This window comes from Chromohalobacter sp. HP20-39, assembly GCF_033052815.1.
GTDB lineage: Bacteria > Pseudomonadota > Gammaproteobacteria > Pseudomonadales > Halomonadaceae > Chromohalobacter.
Genome location: NZ_JAWHTP010000484.1, coordinates 1 through 299, shown reverse-complemented (window position 1 = coordinate 299; position 299 = coordinate 1). Strand labels below are relative to the sequence as shown.

Sequence of the window (299 nt, the reverse complement as noted above, 5' to 3'; positions counted from 1 at the left end):
CAGCTGCACCCGCTGGTTTGCGCGGAGTTCAACGCCGACTTCGACGGTGACCAGATGGCTGTTCACGTTCCGCTGTCGCTCGAAGCGCAGATGGAAGCGCGCACGCTGATGCTGGCGTCGAACAACGTGCTGTTCCCGGCCAACGGCGATCCGTCGATCGTGCCGTCGCAAGACGTGGTGCTGGGTCTGTACTACACGACCCGCGACAAGATCAACGGCCGCGGTGAAGGCATGACGTTTGCCGACATCTCGGAAGTGATCCGCGCCTACGAGAACAAGGAAGTCGAACTGGCTTCGCG

General features: G+C 61.9%; 1 protein-coding gene. It reads left to right on the top strand.

Annotation, left to right across the window (positions count from 1 at the left end; translation table 11 throughout):
- Window positions 1-299 (top strand): hypothetical protein (locus tag RVY79_RS18900; RefSeq protein ID WP_317466094.1); only part of this gene is annotated, 299 nt, incomplete at both ends.